Source organism: Variovorax sp. P1_H12_2, assembly GCF_056405335.1.
In genome coordinates, this window is record NZ_JBFUCI010000115.1 from 1 (window position 1) to 15374 (window position 15374).

Annotated in this window: 16 protein-coding genes and 1 tRNA gene; 8 read left to right on the forward strand and 9 right to left on the reverse strand. The window is 68.7% G+C overall.

The genetic code is table 11. The annotated features are described in order from the left end of the window. The 3 genes from AC1D2K_RS13950 to AC1D2K_RS13960 all read left to right on the forward strand — a co-directional run. Window positions 1–270, forward strand: a 270-nt coding sequence (locus tag AC1D2K_RS13950) for a sensor histidine kinase (protein ID WP_478089423.1), incomplete at its 5' end; no start/stop codon positions are given. A 3-nt stretch (window positions 271–273) separates the two neighbouring features. After that, a complete protein-coding gene (locus AC1D2K_RS13955) occupies window positions 274–702 on the forward strand; it encodes an RNA-binding S4 domain-containing protein (RefSeq protein ID WP_442282684.1) in 429 nt (142 codons plus the stop codon). A gap of 14 nt (window positions 703–716) precedes the next feature. Next, entirely contained in the window at window positions 717–1523 is an 807-nt protein-coding gene (locus AC1D2K_RS13960; RefSeq protein WP_478089424.1) for a PPK2 family polyphosphate kinase, read from the forward strand. Window positions 1524–1553: 30 nt separating this feature from the next. Here the strand turns inward: AC1D2K_RS13960 and AC1D2K_RS13965 are convergent, their stop codons facing one another. From AC1D2K_RS13965 to cysS, 7 genes are all read right to left on the reverse strand, one after another. Further along, the gene (locus tag AC1D2K_RS13965) at window positions 1554–1721 is read right to left on the reverse strand and encodes a hypothetical protein (RefSeq protein ID WP_478089425.1); all 168 of its coding nucleotides are present in this window, start codon (window positions 1719–1721) and stop codon (window positions 1554–1556) included. A gap of 441 nt (window positions 1722–2162) precedes the next feature. After that, window positions 2163–2255, reverse strand: a tRNA-Ser gene (locus AC1D2K_RS13970). A gap of 22 nt (window positions 2256–2277) precedes the next feature. After that, window positions 2278–3546, reverse strand: coding sequence for an aspartate kinase (locus tag AC1D2K_RS13975; RefSeq protein ID WP_478089426.1), 1269 nt, complete (start codon window positions 3544–3546; stop codon window positions 2278–2280). Between the two features lie 85 nt (window positions 3547–3631). Continuing rightward, entirely contained in the window at window positions 3632–4582 is a 951-nt protein-coding gene (gene tilS, locus AC1D2K_RS13980; RefSeq protein ID WP_478089427.1) for a tRNA lysidine(34) synthetase TilS, read from the reverse strand. 37 nt (window positions 4583–4619) lie between these two features. Then, window positions 4620–5600 (reverse strand): acetyl-CoA carboxylase carboxyltransferase subunit alpha, encoded by a 981-nt coding sequence (locus AC1D2K_RS13985; protein ID WP_478089428.1) that lies wholly within the window; start codon window positions 5598–5600, stop codon window positions 4620–4622. Window positions 5601–5612: 12 nt separating this feature from the next. After that, entirely contained in the window at window positions 5613–6263 is a 651-nt protein-coding gene (locus tag AC1D2K_RS13990) for a DNA-3-methyladenine glycosylase family protein (protein ID WP_478089436.1), read from the reverse strand. Window positions 6264–6280: 17 nt separating this feature from the next. After that, on the reverse strand, window positions 6281–7657 hold the full coding sequence (cysS, locus tag AC1D2K_RS13995; RefSeq protein ID WP_478089429.1) for a cysteine--tRNA ligase: 1377 nt from the start codon (window positions 7655–7657) through the stop codon (window positions 6281–6283). A 194-nt stretch (window positions 7658–7851) separates the two neighbouring features. Here cysS and AC1D2K_RS14000 point away from each other — a divergent pair, with 194 nt between their 5' ends. From AC1D2K_RS14000 to AC1D2K_RS14020, 5 genes are all read left to right on the forward strand, one after another. Further along, a complete protein-coding gene (locus tag AC1D2K_RS14000; RefSeq protein WP_478089430.1) occupies window positions 7852–8445 on the forward strand; it encodes a tetratricopeptide repeat protein in 594 nt (197 codons plus the stop codon). A gap of 100 nt (window positions 8446–8545) precedes the next feature. After that, entirely contained in the window at window positions 8546–9085 is a 540-nt protein-coding gene (locus tag AC1D2K_RS14005) for a peptidylprolyl isomerase (protein ID WP_478089437.1), read from the forward strand. 14 nt (window positions 9086–9099) lie between these two features. Next, window positions 9100–9609 (forward strand): peptidylprolyl isomerase, encoded by a 510-nt coding sequence (locus AC1D2K_RS14010; protein WP_478089431.1) that lies wholly within the window; start codon window positions 9100–9102, stop codon window positions 9607–9609. Between the two features lie 55 nt (window positions 9610–9664). After that, window positions 9665–10444 carry a UDP-2,3-diacylglucosamine diphosphatase gene (locus AC1D2K_RS14015; protein ID WP_478089432.1) on the forward strand — a complete coding sequence of 260 codons (780 nt, stop codon included), beginning with the start codon at window positions 9665–9667 and terminating at the stop codon, window positions 10442–10444. Next, window positions 10444–11238 carry a M90 family metallopeptidase gene (locus AC1D2K_RS14020; RefSeq protein WP_478089433.1) on the forward strand — a complete coding sequence of 265 codons (795 nt, stop codon included), beginning with the start codon at window positions 10444–10446 and terminating at the stop codon, window positions 11236–11238. The genes AC1D2K_RS14015 and AC1D2K_RS14020 overlap by 1 nt, the downstream gene beginning before the upstream one ends. 36 nt (window positions 11239–11274) lie before the next feature. Here AC1D2K_RS14020 and AC1D2K_RS14025 read toward each other — a convergent pair whose 3' ends face one another. Continuing rightward, a complete protein-coding gene (locus AC1D2K_RS14025; RefSeq protein ID WP_478089434.1) occupies window positions 11275–14079 on the reverse strand; it encodes a DUF349 domain-containing protein in 2805 nt (934 codons plus the stop codon). Between the two features lie 90 nt (window positions 14080–14169). After that, window positions 14170–15374 (reverse strand): DUF748 domain-containing protein (locus tag AC1D2K_RS14030; RefSeq protein ID WP_478089435.1); only part of this gene is annotated, 1205 nt, incomplete at its 5' end.

A 15374-nucleotide genomic window follows, 5' to 3' on the forward strand; every position in this document is an offset into this window, starting at 1 on the left:
CTGACGGTGAGGGTGCATGCCGAAGGCGACACGGCGCTGCTGGTGGTGAGCGACCACGGCCGGGGCATCTCCGACGAGTTGCGGCAACGCCTGTTCGCGCCCTTCGCAGCCGGCGACGTCGCCAGCGGCTCCGGCCTCGGGCTGGCGATCTGCCGCGAGATCGTGCTGGCGCTGGGCGGCAGCATCGCGCTGGAGAACCGGACAGCCGACGGACGGACCATCGGGCTCGACGCTGTCGTGCGATTCCCGCAGGCGCGCGACAATCGCTGACACATGGACCGTCTTCGCATCGACAAATGGCTCTGGGCCGCGCGCTTCTTCAAGACGCGCTCGCTCGCCGCCGAGGAAATCGGCAAGAACCGCGTGCAGGTCAACGGCGACGTCGCCAAGGCCTCGCGCGAAGTCAAGGTGGGCGACACGGTGACGATGCGGCTCGGCAGCCTGTCGCGCGTGGTGCGGGTGCGCGGCATCAGCGGCCAGCGCGGCCCGGCCCCGGTCGCGCAGCAGCTCTACGAAGAGACGCCCGAGAGCCTGGCGGCGCAGGCCGCCGCGCGCGAACAGCGCCGGCTCGGCAGCGAACCGGCGCTCGCCATCGAGCAGGGCCGGCCCACCAAGCGCGACCGGCGCGAGCTCGACGGCGCCCGCCGCGCCGACTGGGACAACCGCTGGAGCGCCTCGCTCGAGCCCGACGACAACGAGTGAAGGAACCCCCACCGATGGCCAGCTTCAAGAAGTACCGCGTCGACAGCAAGTTCAGCCTGGCGGGCGTCGACCCCGCCGAGACGCCCTTTCTCGAGGGCAACGACGATGCGCAGCGCGCCGAGCTCGATGCCCTGGCCATCGAACTCGACACGCTGCAGAACCTGCTGCACGCCGAAGGGCGGCGCAAGCTGCTGCTGGTGCTGCAGGGCCTGGACACCAGCGGCAAGGACGGCACGATCCGCTGGGTGTTCTCGCGCACCTCGCCGCTGGGCGTCAAGGTAACCGCTTTCAAGGCCCCGACCGAGGAGGAGCGCGCGCACGACTTCCTGTGGCGCTGCCATGCCGCGGCGCCGCGCACCGGCGACATCACCGTGTGGAACCGCAGCCACTACGAGGACGTGCTGGTGCCGGTGGTCGAGGGCACGATCGRCAAGGACKAGACGCGGCAGCGCTTCGCGCTGATCAACGACTTCGAACGGCTGCTGACCCAGACCGGCACCGTGATCGTGAAGTGCATGCTGCACATCAGCAAGGACGAGCAGCGCGAGCGCCTGCAGGCCCGCATCGACGAACCCGGCAAGCAGTGGAAGTTCGCGCTGGCCGATCTCGAGGTCCGCAAGAAATGGGATGCCTACCAGCAGGCCTACGACAAGGCGCTGGTCGCCACCTCGACCGACGAGGCGCCCTGGCACGTGATTCCGGCCGACAGCAAGCGGCACCGCAACCTGATGGTCGCGCAATTGCTGGTCAAGACACTCAAGGGCATGAAGTTCAGCGTGCCCGAGGCCGACCCGGCGTTGAAGGGGCTGATCGTCGAATAGCGAGGGTCGTCTCCGAACCCCGACCCTGGCTCAGAACCTCGGCACGATGCCGTACGCGATGATGGCCAGGAAGCCCACGATGCCGACCATCATGAGCGCCGGACCCCACTTGCGTTCGCGCCAGGCGAAGCCGACGGTCATGATGGAGGCAAAGGTCACAGCGACGACGGAGGCAAGTTCGAGGGTGAATTCGGGCATGCAGGGATGTTACCCGGCGACCTGGACCACCCTACGCAACGCGCCGCAACGCAGCCATGACCTCCGCTGCCGGCGGTAGCTCGCTGGTGTGCCAGACCAACCGGGCCTCGCGATCGAACACATAGACCTGGCCGGTATGGCGGTCACCGGCGGCCGCGCCCCCTTGAACAGCGAGAGCATCGGGTCCAGCGCCTCGGGGACGGGTGCCTCCTTTTTCATCGTCATCCGACGTGCGCGCAGCTTAGTCCTCGCGCGATCGAGAAGCAATGAGAAAGTACTCAGGAGAAATGGCCGGAGGCCACGCTGTGCCCCGAAACCGAGCGTGAACCGATTTCACCCGCCGCCCCGCCGCGCTGGTTCGACGATGGATGCGGTCCCCAATGGAAAAAGCCCCGCAGCACGAATGCAGCGGGGCTTTTTGGGATCGTCCAAGACGATGTCTGGCGGAACCGGAGGGATTCGAACCCTCGATGAGGCTCTACACCCCATACTCCCTTAGCAGGGGAGCACCTTCGGCCACTCGGTCACAGTTCCTGAGCCGTCGATTATGCCACGTTCAAGCCGTCGGCAGGTCCAGATCGAAGGCTTTGTGCAACGCGCGGACCGCGAGTTCCATGTATTTTTCGTCGATCACGACCGAAGTCTTGATCTCGCTGGTCGAGATCATCTGGATGTTGATGCCCTCTTCGCTGAGCACGCGGAACATCTTGCTCGCCACGCCGACGTGGCTGCGCATGCCGATGCCGACGATGCTGACCTTGCAGATCTTGGTGTCGCCGACGATGTCGGCCGCGCCCAGCGTGGGCAGCACCTTGTCCCTGAGCAGGTCGATCGCCTTGGCGTAGTCGTTGCGATGCACCGTGAAGCTGAAGTCGGTGCGACCGTCCTTGCTCAGGTTCTGGATGATCACGTCGACCTCGATGTTGGCGTCCGCGACGGCGCCGAGGATGTGGTACGCGATGCCCGGCTTGTCGGGCACGCCGAGCACCGAGATCTTGGCTTCGTCGCGGTTGAAGGCAATGCCGGATACGACGGCTTTTTCCATGTTTTCGTCTTCCTCGAAAGTGATCAGCGTGCCGGACTTGGCTTCTTCCTCGATGTCGATGTCCCAGGGCGTGAAGCTCGACAGCACGCGCAGCGGCACCTTGTACTTGCCGGCGAATTCGACCGAGCGGATCTGCAGCACCTTGGAGCCCAGGCTCGCCATCTCGAGCATTTCCTCGAAGCTCACGGTCTTGAGCCGGCGCGCGTCGGGCTCCACGCGCGGGTCGGTGGTGTAGACGCCGTCGACGTCGGTGAAGGTCAGGCACTCGTGGGCCTTCAGCGCCGCCGCGATCGCCACCGCCGAGGTGTCGCTGCCGCCGCGCCCGAGGGTGGTGATGTTGCCGCCCTCGTCCACGCCCTGGAAACCGGTGATGACGACGACGCGGCCGGCGTCGAGGTCGGCGCGCACGCGATCGTCGTCGATGCTCTCGATGCGCGCCTTGGTGTAGGCGCTGTCGGTCTTGACCTGGACCTGCCAGCCCGCATAGCTCACGGCCTCGAGGCCCTCGGCCTGCAGCGCGATCGCCAACAGGGCCGATGAAGCCTGCTCGCCGGTGGCGGCAAGCATGTCGAGTTCGCGGGCGTAGGTGGTGCCGGCATTGCCGGGCGCCAGTTCCTTGGCCAGGCCGAGCAGGCGGTTGGTCTCGCCGCTCATGGCACTCGGGACCACGACCATCTGGTGGCCGGCGCGCGCCCACTTGGCGACGCGTTTGGCGACATTGCGGATGCGCTCGGTCGAGCCCATCGACGTGCCGCCGTATTTATGAACGATCAATGCCATGGGTGAAGTCAAAGAGAAGGGTTCGGACGCCGCAATGCCGGAATCCGTGCGCCCGCCGAGCCGAACTCAGCGCCAAGGCTGCGGGCTACGACAAGGGCGAAGCATTGTACCAACGCAGCACGCCGCCTTCCCGCTCGACCCGCCCGGCCGCGATCTTGAGGCGGATCCGGTGCCCCCGCGTGCTGCAGGCGGCGATCTGCGCCTGCAGCTGCAAGAGCTGCGCTTCACTGGGCACCGCGCCATGGTCGCGCCGCAGCCAGTGGCGCAGCGCATTGGCCAGACGCTCCTGCGGCAGCGCCCGCAACACGGCCAGCGCCGGCGGCGAACCGGCCTCGGCCAGATCCTGCTCGGCCAGCCCCGCGAGCAGGACGGAGGCCCTGGCGGCATTGCGTGCCGAGCGCGCAAAGGTGTCGCGGTACTGCGGCAGCGCCGCCTGCAGGGCCGGCAGCAGCAACTGGCGGATCCGGTTGCGCGTGAAGCGCAGATCGCTGTTGCTGGGGTCTTCGATGTGGCTCACGCCGGCGGCGGCGAGCCATTCGCGCAGCGCATCGGCCCGGAGTTCCAACAGCGGCCGGTGAAAGCTCACGCCGTGCCGCTCCATGCGGCGCGGCATGCCGGCCAGCCCGTCGAGCCCGGCGCCGCGGCCGAGCGCGATCAGCATCGTCTCGACCTGGTCATCGGCGTGCTGGGCCAGCGCCACGTGCCGCAGCCCCTGCGCCAGCGCCAGCGCCGCCAGCGTGGCGTAGCGAGCGCGGCGCGCGGCATCCTCCGGGCTCTCGCCGCTCGCGTGGCGGGCATCGACGCGGGCCGCGTGCAAGGGCACGCCCAGGGCCGCGCAAGTGGTCGCGCAATGGCTCTCGAAGCGATCGGCCGCCTGCTGCAGCCCGTGATGCACGTGCAGCGCATGCACCTGCCCCGGCCAGCGCGCGGCGGCGGCATGCAGCAAGGCGGTGGAATCGGCGCCGCCGCTGTAGGCGACCGCCAAAGGCAGCGGCGCCGGCCAGGCCGCGAGTGCGTGGACGGCGGGGTTTTCCATGGCGACGGGCGAAACGGCGGCCAGCGGCCGCGGCGCCCTACTTGCCGCTGTCGGCCTTGGTGTCGGCGAAACGGCCGTAGCTCTGCAGCCGCTCGTAGCGGCGGTTCAGCAGGTCCTTGGTCGACAGGTCGCTGACCTGGCGGAACGAGTCGTTGAGCGCGCGCTTGAGGAAGGCCGCCATCTGGCGGTGGTCGCGATGCGCGCCGCCGACCGGTTCGTTGACGATCTTGTCGACCAGGCCCAGCGCCTTGAGGCGGTGCGCCGTGATGCCCAGGGCATCCGCGGCTTCCTGGGCGCGATCGCTGGTCTTCCAGAGGATCGAGGCGCAGCCTTCGGGGCTGATCACCGAATAGATCGAGTACTGCAGCATCACCAGCTGGTCGCCGACCGAGATCGCCAGCGCGCCGCCGGAGCCGCCCTCGCCGATGATGGTGACGATGATCGGCACCTCGAGCTGCGCCATCTCGAAGATGTTGCGGCCGATGGCCTCCGACTGGCCGCGCTCCTCGGCGTCGATGCCCGGATAGGCGCCCGGTGTGTCGACGAAGGTGAAGACCGGCAGCTTGAACTTCTCGGCCGTCTTCATGAGCCTGAGCGCCTTGCGGTAGCCCTCGGGCTTGCTCATGCCGAAGTTGCGCGCGGTGCGCTCCTTGGTGTCGCGGCCCTTCTGGTGGCCCAGCACCATGCAGGGCGTGCCGTTGAAGCGCGCCAGGCCGCCGACGATCGACAGGTCGTCCGAGAAGTGGCGGTCGCCATGCAGCTCGACGAAGTCGGTGAAGATCTCGTTCACGTAGTCGAGCGTGTAGGGGCGCTCGGGATGGCGGGCGATCTTGGTGATCTGCCAGGGCGTCAGGTCGCTGTAGATGTCCTTGGTGAGCTGCAGGCTTTTCTTGCCCAGCTGATCGATTTCTTCAGAGATGTCGACCGCGGATTCGGTCTGTACATAACGCAGTTCTTCGATCTTGCTTTCGAGCTCGGCCACGGGCTGCTCGAAGTCGAGAAAGGTTCGTTTCGCCAACGTCTTCTCCTGTTATTCAGTAACGACCGGTTGCGGGTCGAGCGATCGCCAAATATACCAAGTCGCCAMGCTGCAATACGGCGCCCAGGCGACCGCCACCTCGCGGGCGTCGCTGCGGCTGACCGGATCGCCCGAAAAATAGTTCTGGCTGATGCCGGTGATCAGGCCCGGATCGTCCAGCGGCAGCACGTTGGGCCGCATCAGGTGGAAGATCAGGAACATCTCGGCGGTCCATCGAGAGATCCCGCGGATCGCGATCAGTTCCGCGATGATCATCTCGTCGGACATGTTTTCCCAGGCGTCGACGTGCACCGCGCCCGAGTCGAAATGGATCGCCAGGTCGACCAGGTATTCGACCTTGCGCACCGAGAGGCCGGCGCCGCGCATGTCGTCGACCTTGAGCTTCAGCACGCTGGCCGGCGTCAGCTTGCGCGGCAGCTCCACGAAGCGGCGCCAGACCGTCTGCGCCGCCGGCACCGAAATCTGCTGGCCGACGATACTGCGTGCGAGGGTCGTGAATGGGTCGCCGCGCGACTCCAGGCGGACGTCGCCGAAGCGCGGGATCAGCCGCTTCATGACGCGGTCCTTCCGGGCCAGGTGCTTGCAGGCGTCCTCCCAGTAATCGGGCGTGAAGACCTGGACGATCGGCTCTTTGGCGGCCATGGTGCGGGTGGCGGCGCTCACTGCGCCGAGGTCCAGGTGGTGCCGCTCGCCGAGTCCTTCAGCACGATGCCCTGGGCCAGCAGCTCGCCGCGGATGCGGTCGGCCTCGGCGAAGTTCTTCGCTGCCTTGGCATCGGCGCGCTGCTGGATCAGGGCCTGGATGGTGGCCTCGTCGAGCGTGCTGCCGGCCTGCAGGAAGGCCTGCGGATCGGCTTGCAGCAGGTTCAGGCAACCGGCCAGCGCCTTCAGCAGGCCGGCCGTCTCGCGCGACTGCGTGCGATTGACCTCACCCGCCAGATCGAACAGCACGGCCACGGCTTCGGGGGTGCCGAAGTCTTCGTCCATCGCCGCCTTGAAGCGCGCCGCATAGGGGTTGCCCCAGTCGATCGCCACCGGGGCCGGCGGCACCAGGGCGAGCGCGTTGTACAGCCGCCGCAGCGAATTGCGCGCGTCGCCCAGATGCACGTCGCTGTAGTTGAGCGGGCTGCGGTAGTGCGCCCGGACGACGAAGAAGCGCACGGTTTCGGCGTCGAATTTCTTCAGCACGTCGCGGATCAGGAAGAAATTGCCCAGGCTCTTGGACATCTTCTCGTCGTCGATGTTGATGAAGCCGTTGTGCATCCAGGTGCGGGCCAGCGGCTTGCCATTCGCGCCTTCGCTCTGCGCGATCTCGTTCTCGTGGTGCGGAAACTGCAGGTCGGCGCCGCCGCCATGGATGTCGAGGGTCTCGCCGAGCAGTTGGCAGGCCATGGCCGAGCACTCGATGTGCCAGCCGGGACGGCCGGCGCCGAAGTCGCTGGCCCACTTGACCTCGTCGGGCTCGGCCGGCTTGGCGCTCTTCCAGAGCACCGGATCGAGCGGGTCGTCCTTGCCGTCGAGCACGGCCACGCGCTCGCCGGCATGCAGCTCGTCGAGCGTCTTGCCGCTGAGCTTGCCGTAACCGGGGAACTTGCGCACGGCGAAGTTCACGTCGCCGTTGGACGAGCGGTAGGCCAGGCCCTTTTGCTCGAGCGTGGAGATCATCGACAGCATCTGCGGAATGAACTCCGTGGCGCGCGGCTCGTGTGTAGGCCGTTCGATGCCGAGTGCGTCGGCGTCTTCGTGCAAGGCGTCGATCATGCGATCGGTGAGTGCCCGGATGCTCTCGCCGTTCTCGACCGCGCGGCGGATGATCTTGTCGTCGATGTCGGTGATGTTGCGCACGTAGTCCACTACCAGGCCCGAGGTCTTGAGCCAGCGCTGCACCACGTCGAAGGCGATCATCGAACGCGCATGGCCCAGGTGGCAGTAGTCGTAGACCGTCATGCCGCACACGTACATGCGCACCCTGCCGGGTTGCAGAGGGGAAAATTTCTCCAGTTCACGCGAGAGCGTGTTGTAGATGCGAAGACTCATGAGGCTCGGAAACGTCGATTCGCGCACGTGCTGGAACGGGCGAACGATGGGGGTTTTTCAGGGGTGACGGGGGGTGTGGCGACGAACGGCTGGAGATGGCCCCTCGGCTACAATCACGCCCAGTATAAACGGCCACCGCCGGATGTTTTCCGCGTGTTTACGAGGCCCGCGTCCCCTCCTACTCTCGAGGCTTCATGCAGCACGCCGCTTTCTACCCCTCCTCTTTCATGCCCCGCACCTTCCGGATCCTCGCCGCACTCCTGCTCGCGCTGCTGGTCGGCGCCGCCCACGCGGACGACTACGCCGACGTCAACACCCTGCTGCGCCAGGGCAAGGCCGACCAGGCGCTGGCCAAGGCGGACGCCTACATCGCCGGCAAGCCGCGCGACCCGCAGATGCGCTTCCTGCGCGGCGTGATCCTGACCGAGCAGGGCAAGCAGGCCGACGCGGTCGCGGCCTTCACGGCGCTGACGCAGGATTTCCCGGAACTGCCCGAGCCCTACAACAATCTGGCCGCGCTCTATGCAGCCCAGAGCCAGTTCGACAAGGCGCGGGCCGCGCTCGAGATGGCGATCAAGCTCAACCCCGACTACGCGACCGCGCACGAGAACCTCGGCGACGTCTACGCACGGCTGGCGGCCCAGTCCTATGACCGCGCGCTGAAGCTGGAGGCCGGCAACGCCACGGTGCCGCCCAAGCTCGCGCTGGTGCGCCAGATGTTCGGCGTGCCAGTCTCCGCKGCCCTGCCGCCGGCGATCCCGGCCGCCCGCAAGCCGGTGCGCAACTGACTTCCCCTTTCCAGACCGCGCCGAGGCGCATCCATCCGAAAGCGATCCAACCGTGATTCTTCAAGCCCTTTCGCGCCGCCGGGCGCTGGCCCTGGCCGCAATGCTCGCTGTCGCCGGAAGCGCCGCCACCAGCTGGGCGCAAGGCGCCCCGCGCGTCAAGCTCGCCACTTCGGCCGGCGACATCGTGATCGAACTGGCGCCCGACAAGGCGCCCAAGACGGTCGAGAACTTCCTCCAGTACGTCAAGGACAAGCAGTACGACGGCACGGTGTTCCACCGCGTCATCGACGGCTTCATGATCCAGGGCGGCGGCTTCACACCCGACCTGAAGCAGAAGCCGACCCGCGCGCCGATCCCGCTCGAGGCCAAGAACGGTCTGAAGAACGACAAGTACACGATCGCCATGGCGCGCACGTCGGACCCGAACTCCGCCACCGCGCAGTTCTTCATCAACGTGAAGGACAACACCATGCTCGACGCACCGAACCCCGATGGCCACGGCTACGCGGTGTTCGGCAAGGTGGTCTCGGGCGCCGACGTGGTCGACAAGATCCGCGCCGCACGCACGGGCATCAAGGCCGGCATGCCGGACGTGCCGGTCGAAACCATCACCATCCAATCCGCCACCCTGGCGAAGTAAACAAAGGAACTCCCATGAGCAACCCGCAAGTCGAACTGCACATCAAGGACAAGGGCGTCATCACGCTCGAACTCGATCAGGACAAGGCCCCCAAGACGGTCGAGAACTTCCTCGCCTACGTCACCAAGGGTCACTACGACAACACGGTGTTCCACCGTGTGATCCCGGGCTTCATGGTCCAGGGCGGCGGCTTCGAGCCCGGCATGACCCAGAAGCCGTGCGGCGCCGAGATCCAGAACGAGGCCAACAACGGCCTCAAGAACGACAACTACACGGTCGCCATGGCGCGCACCAACGCGCCCCACTCGGCCACCGCGCAGTTCTTCATCAACGTGGCCGACAACGGCTTCCTGAACCACACGGCCCCTTCGGCTCAGGGCTGGGGCTATGCGGTGTTCGGCAAGGTCGTCGGCGGCAAGGAAGTGGTGGATGCGATCAAGGCCGCCAAGACCGGCCGCAAGGGTTTCCACGACGACGTGCCGCTCGAGGACGTCGTGATCGAGAAGGCCGTCGTCAAGGCCTGAGCCGCTGGGCCGCTCCCGACGCGAAGACCGCAGTGCGAAGCACGGAGGTTGCGGAATGACCCTGGCAGCCCGCATGGCGCCTTTCGCCGAGATCGTCGCGCCCTCGGCCTGGCGCACGGTCGACCTCATCTCCGACCTGCACCTGCAGGCGGCGGAGCCCGCCACCGTCGACGCCTGGCAGGGCTACCTCGACACCACGCCGGCCGACGCCGTGTTCATTCTCGGCGACCTGTTCGAGGTCTGGGTCGGGGACGACGCCGCCGCCCTGCCCGGTTTCGAAGCGCAATGCGCCGAGGTGCTGCGGGCGGCATCCGCGCGGCGGCCGGTCTTTTTCATGCACGGCAATCGCGACTTCCTGATCGGTGCCGACTTCGCGGCGCGCTGCGGCATGACGCTGGTCGCCGATCCGACGGTGCTGGTGCTGCACGGCGAACGCTGGCTGCTGAGCCATGGCGACGCGCTGTGCCTCGAGGACACCGAGTACCTGCGTTTCCGGGACCAGGTGCGTACGCCCGAGTGGCAGCAGGCGCTTCTGGCCCGCCCGCTCGAGGAGCGCCGCACGCTCGCGCGTTCGGTGCGGGCCCAGAGCGAAGACCGCAAGCGCAGCGCCGACATGGTGTGGGCCGATGTCGATGCCGATGCCGCACGCGCCTGGCTGCGGCAGGCCGGCGCCAGCACCCTGGTGCATGGCCACACCCACAGGCCGGCGATCCACGACCTCGGACAAGGCTTGCGCCGCATCGTGCTGAGCGACTGGGACGCGGCGGCGCATCCGCCGCGCGCCCAGTTGCTGTGCCTGTCGAGCGCCGGCGCCCAGCGCGTCGATCTGCGCTGATGTTCGGCTGGCTGCGCCGGCTGCGCGCCCCCGCCCGCCTGCCCGACGCCGCCTGGCAAGCCACGCTGGCACGCTACCCGTTCCTGGCCGAACGGCCGGCGGCCGACCTGGAGCGGTTGCGCGGACTGGCCGCGGCCTTTCTTCGGGACAAGCAGTTCCATGGCGCGCACGGCTTCGCCATCACCGACGAGGTGGCGCTGGCGGTCGCCGCCCAGGCCGTGCTGCCGGTGCTGCACCTGAAGAGCGGGCTGCGCTGGTACGACGATTTCGTCGGCATCGTGATCCATCCCTCGGAGGTGGTGGCGCACCGCACGGTGACCGACGCCACCGGGGTGGTGCACCAGTACGACGAGATCGTCGCCGGCGAGGCCATGGACCGCGGGCCGGTGATGCTGAGCTGGCAGGACGTGTTGGCCAGCAGCGTCACGCGGGCCGATGGCTACAACGTCGTGATCCACGAGTTCGCCCACAAGATCGACATGCGAAGCGGCGCGGCCGATGGCTGTCCGCCACTGCCGCCGGGCTTCCTGGGCACGCGCAGCGCGCGAGAGGCACGCAGCGCCTGGTTCACGGTGCTGCAGCCGGCCTATGAGGCCCTGCGCGAGAAAGCCATCCTGGCCGAGCGTTTCGGCGGCGAGGAGCCCTGGCTGGACCCCTACGGGGCCCAGTCGCCGGCCGAGTTCTTCGCCGTGGCGTGCGAGGCCTACTTCGTGAACCGCGCGGCGCTGCAGGCCGAGTTCGGCGCGCTGGTGCAGATGTTCGACGCGTTCTTCACCGCGCCTCAGAGCCGCTGAGCAGCGGTCGCCCCGCCCGGGGCAACCGCGCCGCCGTCACTTGCGCAGCAGCGCCTTGAGTGCGTTCTGAAGCCGGCGTGCCGAGACCGCATCGTGGCTGGCGGCCAGCACCTTGCCGGCGTCCTGGCCCCAGGTCTGTTCGGGTGTCGGGTCGCCGCGCCGGGTCAGGAGCTTGAGCTGCAAGGCGCGACGGGCGTCCAGCTGCTCGGCCGGCGTCGGCACTTCCGCCGCCATTTCGAGCCGCAACAGCGCCTCGGCCGCGTCGGCCGACGGGGCCGAGGGCGCGGTGCCCAGGGCCTGCGACCAGCCGCTGCGCACCGCCGGCGTCACCGCGCGGCCCAGTTCCTGGACGCTGGGCAGCTGCGCGGCGTCGCGCTTTTCCCAGGCGCCGAGCACCTGCGTGAGCGCTTCGCCATGGGCTTGCGAAGCCAGCTTGCGCAGCGCGAAATCGGCGCGCTCGAGCGCTTCGCGCTGGGCCCGGAAAGCAGCATCGCCCAAGCGGGGGCCGCGATCCTCGAAGCGCGGCGGGCGGTCGCCGAAGCGTCCGCCGCCGGCCGGCGCACCCCGGTCACCGGGACGGCCACCCGGGCCGCCAGGCCCGCGGCCATCGCGTCGGTCGCCGAACTTGCCGCCGCGCCCGGCGGGCACGGCATCGGCCTTCTTGTTGCCGGGCCGGTCGTCGCCGCGCACGGCGATCACCGGCTTCGGGGCCGGCTTCGGCGCGGGCGCCGGGCTGGCCGGCACCGCTTCGGCGTCGGAGCGGGCGGAAGGATCGGCCCCATCGGCCGGCGCGACGAGGTCGGGCGCGGGCGAAGCTGCGTCCGCGGACGCGGCGACAGGCAGCGCCTCGGCGTCCTCGGGTGCGGGCGCCTGCTCGGCGCTCTCGCCGAACTCGGCCGCAGCCTGGCCCGGGGCCACCACTTCGGTCGCTCCCATGGCGGGTCCATCGGCGGCCGCTGCCGGCGCTGTTGCCTTGGGCGCCGGCGGTGGCGCTTCTCCGCGCAGCGCGGCTTCCAGCTGGGCCACCGCGGCGCGGATCTTCTGCGCATCACCCGTGCTGTTGGCGGCCTCGAGCGCCTTGGAGGCATTCAGCACGTGACGATCGTGATCGCTCATCGCGGCCGAGACTTTTTCGCGCTCGGCGGTCTTGCGATTGAAGGCCTCGTCGATCGGGGCCCGGAAGGCATCCCAGAGCTTTTGCTCGTGGCGGCGATCCAGCGGCACCGATTGCGCCTCCTGCTGCCAGCGCTGCTGCAGCGCCTTGACCGCATCGATGCGCAGCATCGGCGCCGCGCCGAGTTCGGCCGCCTCGGCGATCATGGCCTGGCGGCGCTCGACGCTGGCTTTTTGCGCCGTTTCGAAAGGCGCGCGGGCGGYGCCGAAGGCCTCGTTCCACTGCGCCTGCAGCTCGGCAAAGACCTTTTCTCCCACGTGGCCTGCATCGCGCCAGCGATCGGCGAACTGATGCAGCGCGCGGTTGTGCGCCTTCAGATCCGACGCCTGGGCATGCTCCGCCGCCCAGGCCTTGACTTCCTCGATCAACGCGGTGCGCAGCGCGCGGTGCTCTGCGGCATCGGCGCGGACCTTCTCGAGCCAGGCCTCGACGACCTTGTGGGCTTCGTTGCAGGCTTCATCGAAACGCTTCCAGAGCGCATGGTTGGGTACGCCGCCCTGGTCGGATTGCTTCCATTGCTCGCGCAGGGCGCGCAGGGTCTCCTGCATCTTGCGTCCCCCGAGCGCCTGGCCTTCGGGCCGCTTCAGCAGGCCCTCGGCCTTGGCGACCAGGTCTTCGCGCACCTTGTCGGCGCTCCAGCGCTGCCAGCCCTCGAGCTCGCCCGCCGCCACCAGGGCCGCATGGACCCGGGCCTCGAGCGGCGCCTCGACCAGCTTGCCGTGTTCCTTGAGCACCGCGCGCAGCGCGGCCGCCGCGCCGGCGCTGGCCTTGCCATGCCCCTCGGCGGTTTCCTGCTCGAGCTTGGCGAGCGCGGCTTGCACCGCATCCTGCGCCGCTGCACGCTTCTCCGGATCGACCTTGGGAGCCGCCGGCCTGGCCGCTGCGGCGGGCGCGGCTTCGGCCGTGCCGCCACGGGCCACGCGCAGTTCGTCGGCCCACACGGGCACCGGCGGCAGCGCCGCGGCGGCGTCCGCCGCGGCGGCCACGGCCAGCGCCAGTGCACCGTTGAAGGCTTCGGAAACCACCAGCAGCTGCGCCTTGGAGGAGTCGAGTTGCGGCGCGAAACGGGCGTCCAGACTGCTCCAGTTGGGGTCCGCCGTGATCTCGGCCGCCTGCTGCTGCCAGTGGGCGACGTCGGCGCGCAGCGCCTCCTCGACCCCCTGGGCATCGCGCCAGCTCTTGGTCGAGAGCACTTCGAAGCGCTGCGCCAGCAGCACCGCCGCCTCGCGATGCACCTGCGCGCGATGCTGCAGGTCCTCGATCCCCTTCACGCGCTCGGCCAGCCGGGCCTTGAAGCCTGCAAGCGGCTCGCGCGAGAGCGGCGCACCGGCCTTGGCGGCATCACGCTGCCAGGCCAGCGCATCGGCGATGTTGAGCTTCGGCTGGGCCAGCAGGGCCTCGGCCTTGTGCGCCCATTCGACGGCGATCGCCTCCTGCCCCTTGGCGCGCTTGAGCTCGTCGAGCTTCTCGCGCAGCAGCCGGGCGGCGCCCTTGTCGCGCCCGCTCAGTTCCTTGAAGACGTCCTGCATCTGCTCGGGCGACGGGTTGGCCGCGAGCCAGTCCCGGATGCGCTGGGCGCGCTCGCCCGAGGTGGGCGCGGTGAAGGCGCCTCCGGTCAAGGTATCGAGGGACTGGAGGTCGTGAGGCTTGGAGGAAGTTGAAGTCACTGAGCGAATGTCGTTATCTTTAGGGGAAAAGCGAGGCGCCGGCATTTGCCGGCGCAGGGCTCCATTTTCACCGACTTGCGGCGATCCGGGTCAACGGGTCGCCAGTTTCAGTTCGGCACCGGGTTTCCAGTCGGCGCCTTCGGCCTTGGTGCGCACCGCGCCGAGGAACAGGCGCTCACTGGGCAGCTTCTGCGCCAGCAGGTAGTCGCKCGCCGCGGCGCCGCGCTCCACGGCCAGTTGCCGCATCGACTCCTCGTCGACCGCGATGCTGGCCAGCAGCAGATTTTCCATCTCCTGGGTCGGCAGGTCCTTGGCCAGGCCGACCATGTTGCGCGGCTTGGTGACCTCCGAGCGCTTGTAGACCGCGGCCAGCAACTCCGGATACTCGGCGTCGGTGACCGGACCGACCTCGGCCGCATCCTTGCCGGCACGCACCGCGATGCGGCGCTTCTCGACCTGCGTCAACGCGCGCAGGCGCTGGCGCTGGTAGGCGTCGCGCTCCTTCTCGAGGCTCGAGGTGCCGATCACCGTCATCTGCAGGGCCGGACGGTCGTTCAGCGCCTTGGCCACCTTGTCGAGGTTTTCCTTTGCCTCCTGGGACAGCTCCGAACTGCCCGGCGCGAAGGCGATCGTGCTGGCGTCGCYGCCGCCGCCGCCGAACCCACCGGTCAGCAAGGCGAAGGGCGCGGTGGCGGCCTTGGCGATCAGGTTGACGATCGCCTTCAGGATCAGCGGGCCGACGCTGAACTCGGGGTCGTTGATCGACCCCCGCAGCGGCAGGTCGATGTCGATCACGCCGTTGCGGTCGGCCAGCAGCGCCACGGCCAGCCGCACCGGCAGGCTGGCCGGCGCGCCTTCGACCGGTTCGCCGAACTGCAGCTGGTTCAGCACCAGCTTGTTGGCCGCGGTCAGCGTGCCGTCGGGCGCGATCTTGTAGTTGACGTCCATGCTGAGCTTGCCGCGCTCGATGCCGTGCCCCGCGAATCGGATCGTGTAGGGCGACAGCGGCGGCAGGTCGAGCTCCTTCATCCGGGCCGTGATGTCGAGTTCGAGCGGCTTGACCAGCGGGTTGAGCTTGCCGGTGATCTCGAGCGAAGCGGTCTGCTGGGCCTTGCCGCGCAGTTCGAGGTCGGCCAGGACCGGCTTGTCGCCCTGGGGCCTGGACGAAAAGGCGCTCAGCTTGCCGGTCAACTCGGTCAGGTCGGCCGAGTAGTTGGGCTTGATGAACAGGTCGGAGAAGTCGATCCGGCCGTTGACGAGGCTCATGGGGCCGAAGGTGATGACCGGTGCCGGGC

Excerpts from the sequence above, each read along its gene's own strand:
- AC1D2K_RS13955 (WP_442282684.1), top strand. The coding sequence starts at position 274 with ATGGACCGTCTTCGCATCGACAAATGGCTCTGGGCCGCGCGCTTCTTC.
- AC1D2K_RS13965 (WP_478089425.1), bottom strand. The coding sequence starts at position 1,721 with ATGCCCGAATTCACCCTCGAACTTGCCTCCGTCGTCGCTGTGACCTTT.
- AC1D2K_RS13975 (WP_478089426.1), bottom strand. The coding sequence starts at position 3,546 with ATGGCATTGATCGTTCATAAATACGGCGGCACGTCGATGGGCTCGACC.
- tilS (WP_478089427.1), bottom strand. The coding sequence starts at position 4,582 with ATGGAAAACCCCGCCGTCCACGCACTCGCGGCCTGGCCGGCGCCGCTG.
- cysS (WP_478089429.1), bottom strand. The coding sequence starts at position 7,657 with ATGAGTCTTCGCATCTACAACACGCTCTCGCGTGAACTGGAGAAATTT.
- AC1D2K_RS14005 (WP_478089437.1), top strand. The coding sequence starts at position 8,546 with ATGCTCGCTGTCGCCGGAAGCGCCGCCACCAGCTGGGCGCAAGGCGCC.
- AC1D2K_RS14010 (WP_478089431.1), top strand. The coding sequence starts at position 9,100 with ATGAGCAACCCGCAAGTCGAACTGCACATCAAGGACAAGGGCGTCATC.
- AC1D2K_RS14015 (WP_478089432.1), top strand. The coding sequence starts at position 9,665 with ATGACCCTGGCAGCCCGCATGGCGCCTTTCGCCGAGATCGTCGCGCCC.
- AC1D2K_RS14020 (WP_478089433.1), top strand. The coding sequence starts at position 10,444 with ATGTTCGGCTGGCTGCGCCGGCTGCGCGCCCCCGCCCGCCTGCCCGAC.